This window comes from Streptococcus mitis, assembly GCF_000722705.1.
In the GTDB taxonomy this organism is placed as follows: domain Bacteria; phylum Bacillota; class Bacilli; order Lactobacillales; family Streptococcaceae; genus Streptococcus; species Streptococcus mitis_P.
In genome coordinates this window covers 139,560-145,780 of the sequence record NZ_JPFW01000001.1, presented here as the reverse complement: position 1 = coordinate 145,780, position 6,221 = coordinate 139,560, and the positions used below count along the sequence as shown (strand labels likewise).

The window sequence follows — 6,221 nt, the reverse complement described above, 5'->3', positions numbered from 1 at the left end:
CTAGCGATTCCGACTTCATGTAGGCGAGTTGCAGCCTACAATCCGAACTGAGACTGGCTTTAAGAGATTAGCTTGCCGTCACCGGCTTGCGACTCGTTGTACCAGCCATTGTAGCACGTGTGTAGCCCAGGTCATAAGGGGCATGATGATTTGACGTCATCCCCACCTTCCTCCGGTTTATTACCGGCAGTCTCGCTAGAGTGCCCAACTGAATGATGGCAACTAACAATAGGGGTTGCGCTCGTTGCGGGACTTAACCCAACATCTCACGACACGAGCTGACGACAACCATGCACCACCTGTCACCTCTGTCCCGAAGGAAAGCTCTATCTCTAGAGCGGTCAGAGGGATGTCAAGACCTGGTAAGGTTCTTCGCGTTGCTTCGAATTAAACCACATGCTCCACCGCTTGTGCGGGCCCCCGTCAATTCCTTTGAGTTTCAACCTTGCGGTCGTACTCCCCAGGCGGAGTGCTTAATGCGTTAGCTACGGCACTAAACCCCGGAAAGGGTCTAACACCTAGCACTCATCGTTTACGGCGTGGACTACCAGGGTATCTAATCCTGTTTGCTCCCCACGCTTTCGAGCCTCAGCGTCAGTTACAAGCCAGAGAGCCGCTTTCGCCACCGGTGTTCCTCCATATATCTACGCATTTCACCGCTACACATGGAATTCCACTCTCCCCTCTTGCACTCAAGTTAAACAGTTTCCAAAGCGTACTATGGTTAAGCCACAGCCTTTAACTTCAGACTTATCTAACCGCCTGCGCTCGCTTTACGCCCAATAAATCCGGACAACGCTCGGGACCTACGTATTACCGCGGCTGCTGGCACGTAGTTAGCCGTCCCTTTCTGGTAAGATACCGTCACAGTGTGAACTTTCCACTCTCACACTCGTTCTTCTCTTACAACAGAGCTTTACGATCCGAAAACCTTCTTCACTCACGCGGCGTTGCTCGGTCAGACTTCCGTCCATTGCCGAAGATTCCCTACTGCTGCCTCCCGTAGGAGTCTGGGCCGTGTCTCAGTCCCAGTGTGGCCGATCACCCTCTCAGGTCGGCTATGTATCGTCGCCTTGGTGAGCCGTTACCCCACCAACTAGCTAATACAACGCAGGTCCATCTGGTAGTGATGCAATTGCACCTTTTAAGCAAATGTCATGCAACATCTACTATTATGCGGTATTAGCTATCGTTTCCAATAGTTATCCCCCGCTACCAGGCAGGTTACCTACGCGTTACTCACCCGTTCGCAACTCATCCAGAGAAGCAAGCTCCTCCTTCAGCGTTCTACTTGCATGTATTAGGCACGCCGCCAGCGTTCGTCCTGAGCCAGGATCAAACTCTCATTAAAAGTTTGAGTTCTCACTCATTTCTGTCACTGACAGATTTATTGTTTTTTCATTGTTCAGTACTATAACCTTAGTTATAGTGCCCTGCACATTGGTTCGTCTTGTTCAGTTTTCAAAGGTCTTTGTCGCTTACTTCTCTCAAGCGACAACTATATTAGTATATCACAGTCGCTTTCGCTTGTCAACACTTTTTTGAAACTTTTTTAAAACTTTTTCATCAAGTGTGCCATCCGCAATATACCATAGTCCGTACGGGATTCGAACCCGTGTTACCGCCGTGAAAAGGCGGTGTCTTAACCCCTTGACCAACGGACCTGAGCTGTATTTTCAACTCTTACTATTATACAGCCTTTTTCAAACTTGTCAACATCTTTTTTCTATTTTTTTTAACTTATAGTAAAAAGAGCCAGAATTGTACTGACTCTTCTACTGTCCATTAAACTTAGCAGCACGTTCTTCTCCCCACCAAAAAGGGATTAGTTCTGCGACTTTCACTGTCTTTCTTCTATTGTAATCCATCATGAATTCTGCATCTTTATTTTCAGTATTAAGCTCTAAAAGGAATTCTCTGCAAGCACCACAGGGCATACCTGAACTTCCACCATAAGGTGGTTTATCTCGAAAGGCTAATACTTTTTTAACCTTAGTTTGTCCTGAAAATTGATACATATTGAAGAGTGCCGCTCGTTCTGCGCAGAGATGAAAAACACCACAGGTTCCCTCCATACAGAATCCTGTAAATATTTGTCCATCTTCTGCTTCTACTGCGGCTACGACATGGTTAGCGTAAACAAAATCAGATACTTCATGTGGATTATATAATTTCTGTGCTTCTTCGTACATCGTTTCCCAGATGTCCATTATTACAATCCTTCTTATCTAGAGATTTCTTTTAGCATGTTTTCGATATGCTGGATTGATTTTTCACGGCCTAACAAAAAGATTGTATCTGGCAATTCTGGTCCATGCATTTCACCTGAAACAGCAATACGAATTGGCATGAAAAGATTTTTCCCTTTAATACCTGTTTCTTTTTGGACTGCTTTAATTTGTGGGAAAATATTCTCTGTTACAAATTCATCATCTGTCATCGCTTCGAGTTTTGCTTTGAAGGCTTCAAGAACCGTTGGGACTGTTTCACCCGCCATGACTTCACGCTCTGCTTCGGTCAATTCTGGGAAATCTGAGAAGAAGAGATCTGTCAATAGGATAATCTCATCTACTGATTTCATTTGTGGTTTATAGAGCTCAACTAATTTTTCAGCCTTGTCAGTCAATCGACCCGCTTCTTCTAAGAATGGTTTTGCCATTTCAAAGATGGTTTCAAGATCTGCATTCTTGATATAGTCATTGCTCATCCAGTCAAGTTTTTTCTGGTCGAAGGCTGCTGGAGACTTGCTGAGGCGATTTTCATCGAAAAGTTTAATGAGTTCTTCACGAGAGAAAATCTCATCTTCGCCACCTGGGTTCCAACCAAGAAGAGCAATAAAGTTAAAGACTGCTTCTGGTAAATAACCTTTTTTACGGTAGTCTTCGATAAACTGAAGAGTGTTGGTATCACGTTTAGACAATTTTTTCCCAGTTTCAGAGTTGATGATCAAAGTCATGTGACCGAACTCTGGTGCTTCCCAACCAAGTGCTTCATAAACCATAAGCTGTTTTGGTGTATTGGCAATATGGTCGTCTCCACGAATAACGTGAGAGATTTGCATATCGTGGTCATCGATAACAACGGCAAAGTTGTAAGTTGGGTAACCATCTTTCTTTTGAATAACCCAGTCACCACCGATATTGCCACCTTCAAATTCGATATCGCCTTTGACCATATCATGCCACTTGTAGATACCTGACTCATTAACAGCCAAACGAACTGTTGGAATGATACCAGCTGCTTCACGTTCTGCGATGTAAGTTGCTTTTTCTTCTTCACTCATACCAAGGTATTCGTTGATGTAGCGTGGTGTTTCACCAGCTGCTTCTTGGCGTTCGCGTTCAGCTGCCAACTCTTCTTCTGTAACGTAAGATTTATAGGCTTTTCCTTCAGCTAACAGTTGGTCGATGTATTTTTGATACAAGTTCAAACGTTCAGACTGGCGGTAATTTTCATGTGTTTCTGGGCTTTCATCCCAATCCATGCCTAACCAGCGAAGGTTTTCAAGTTGTGATCGTTCACCGTCCTCGACATGACGTTTACGATCAGTATCTTCGATACGAATGATAAATGTTCCACCATGATGGCGTGCATACAAGTAGTTAAACAATGCTGTACGGGCATTTCCGATGTGTAATAGTCCTGTTGGACTTGGTGCGTAACGTACGCGGATATCTTTTGACATAGTTTCTCCTATAAAGTCTTTATACTCAATGAAAATCAAAGAGCAAACTAGGAAACTAGTCGCAGGCTGTACTTGAGTACGGCAAGACGACGTTGACGCGGTTTGAATTTGATTTTCGAAGAGTATTAGGCGTCTGCCTTTTTTGCTCTCTATATTATATCACAAGTCTTGGCTGAGTCCAATTTCTATGGATAAAGAGAGTAAAAAGAGTGGACAAACCACTCTTTTCTTCTATTATAGACGTGCGTTAAGTTCTTTGCTCAATTCTTCAAATCCTGGTTTTCCAAGAAGGGCAAACATGTTGCGTTTGTAAGCTTCAACACCTGGTTGGTCAAATGGGTTGATAGCATTCAAGTAACCTGAAAGGGCAATTGCCAATTCGAAGAAGTAGATAGTATAACCAAGGGTGAAAGCGTCTTGCTCTGGAAGAGTCACATACATGTTTGGTACATCACCGTCTGTGTGGGCAAGAAGAACACCATCAGTCGCTTTTTTGTTTACAAAGTCAACGTCTTTTCCTTGAAGGTAACCAAGTCCGTCAAGATCTTCTTCCAAAGTAGGAATGATCACGTTTTTACGTGGTTTGTCAACACGAACAACTGTTTCAAACATGATACGAGTTCCTTCTTGGATAAATTGACCAAGTGAGTGCAAGTCAGTTGAGAAGTTGGCTGAAGTTGGGTAGATACCTTTTTGGTCTTTTCCTTCTGATTCACCAGCCAATTGTTTCCACCATTCTGAGAAGTATTGAAGTGATGGCTCATAGTTTACCAAGATTTCAGTTGCATAGCCTTTACGGTAAAGGATGTTACGAACAGCTGCATATTGGTAAGCTTCGTTTTCAGAGATTTTATCTGAAGTGTAGTCTTTGCGGGCTGCATTCGCACCTTCCATAAGGGCTTTGATGTCAGCTCCTGATGCTGCGATTGGAAGCAAACCAACGGCTGTCAATACTGAGAAGCGTCCACCGATGTCATCTGGAACAACAAATGTTTCCCAACCGTTAGCATCTGCTTCAACCTTAACAGCACCTTTTTGGCGGTCAGTTGTTGCGTAGATACGTTTGTTGGCCTCTTCTTGTCCGTATTTCTTAACCAAGAGTTCTTTAAAGACACGGAAAGCGATAGCTGGTTCAGTTGTTGTACCTGATTTAGAAATCACGTTTACTGAGAAGTCTTTGTCTGCAACATACTCTACCAAGTCAGCAAGGTAAGTAGATGAGATTGAGTTTCCTGCGTAAAGGATTTGTGGAGCTTTGCGCTCTTCTTTTGTTTGCAAGTTTGCAAAGTGGTGGTTCAAGAAGTCAATTGCTGCTTTGGCACCAAGGTAAGATCCACCGATACCGATCACAACCAAAACATCGCTGTCTGATTTGATTTGCTCAGCAGCTTTCAAGATGCGGTCAAACTCTTCGCGGTCGTAGTTTTCAGGAAGGTCCAACCAACCTAGGAAGTCGCTACCAGCACCAGTTCCTTTACGGATCAATTCATCTGCTGCTGTTACTTGTGATTGCATGTATTCCACTTCATGTGGTGCAACAAATTTGTCTAAAACTTTTGAATAATCAAATTTAATATGTGACATGTTATTCCTCCAATATTTCTTCTTTTCTATCATAACGCTTACCTTCGTTTTTTTCAAGTTTTTTTGTCGAATTTCTCCATTTTTTATCAGAATTCAAACGTTTGCGTAAAAATATCACATTCCAAAAATTTTGAAATAATAAAAGAAAGAACGACCAGATTCCCAGTCGTTACAGTTCATTCAATAAATACTCAAATAATTCTAAATTGCCATCTTCTTCATTAACCAGAAACTCTGGATGCCACTGCAAACCGATAATACGGTGTTCGTCGATAGACTCAATCGCTTCGATGGTTTGGTCTCTTGGATCAATAGCAGTTACACGGAAATTAGGTGCCAAATCTTTAATGCTTTGACGATGGACGGAATTAACCTGACTTTCTTTTCCAAATAGCTTAGCTACTACGCTTCCTTCTACCGTCTCAATAGAGTGAGATGTTCCGAAAGGTAGGCCTTGCCAATGACCTTCAATTTCTTGATTAAGGGTTCCACCAAAGGCAACATTGACAAGTTGAACACCGCGACAGATTGCCATAATTGGTTTATTCTGACGGAGCGCTTCCTTCAAGAGTGCCAATTCAAATTCGTCACGGACTAAATTATAGTCATCGCTCTCAATGGTTTTTTTCTCTCCGTAAAATTGGGGATGAACATTTTGCCCACCTGTCAAGATGAGTTTGTCAATCATTTCTACATAATCGCGCACGACTGACTCATCACCAACAGGAATGACTAAAGGGAGACCACCGACTTGACGAATGCTCTCTGCGAATCTACAAGATACAGATGAATGAATGTTTTTGCCCTCTGCGTCTACGGGACATAGATTTGCAGCAACTCCTACAACCGTTCTAGGCATGATGTCTCTCCTTTCGAATGTTAATACTCTTCGAAAATCTCTTCAAACCACGTCAGCGTCGCCTTACCGTATATATGTTACTGACTTCGTCAG

At 43.0% G+C, this 6,221-nt stretch carries 4 protein-coding genes, 1 tRNA gene and 1 rRNA gene; all 6 read right to left on the bottom strand.

Annotation, left to right across the window (positions count from 1 at the left end; genetic code table 11):
• Positions 1-1,351, bottom strand: a 16S ribosomal RNA gene (locus SK642_RS00715); the annotation flags it as partial.
• Between the two features lie 241 nt (positions 1,352-1,592).
• Positions 1,593-1,664, bottom strand: a tRNA-Glu gene (locus SK642_RS00710).
• 111 nt (positions 1,665-1,775) lie between these two features.
• On the bottom strand, positions 1,776-2,210 hold the full coding sequence (locus SK642_RS00705) for a cytidine deaminase family protein (protein ID WP_033682947.1): 435 nt from the start codon (positions 2,208-2,210) through the stop codon (positions 1,776-1,778).
• 14 nt (positions 2,211-2,224) lie between these two features.
• Positions 2,225-3,685 carry a glutamate--tRNA ligase gene (gene gltX, locus SK642_RS00700; RefSeq protein WP_033682946.1) on the bottom strand — a complete coding sequence of 487 codons (1,461 nt, stop codon included), beginning with the start codon at positions 3,683-3,685 and terminating at the stop codon, positions 2,225-2,227.
• 234 nt (positions 3,686-3,919) lie between these two features.
• Positions 3,920-5,269 carry a glucose-6-phosphate isomerase gene (locus tag SK642_RS00695; protein WP_000018269.1) on the bottom strand — a complete coding sequence of 450 codons (1,350 nt, stop codon included), beginning with the start codon at positions 5,267-5,269 and terminating at the stop codon, positions 3,920-3,922.
• Between the two features lie 169 nt (positions 5,270-5,438).
• Complete coding sequence (locus SK642_RS00685) at positions 5,439-6,128, bottom strand: gamma-glutamyl-gamma-aminobutyrate hydrolase family protein (protein ID WP_001138351.1); 690 nt, start codon at positions 6,126-6,128, stop codon at positions 5,439-5,441.
• Between the last annotated feature and the right edge of the window lie 93 nt (positions 6,129-6,221).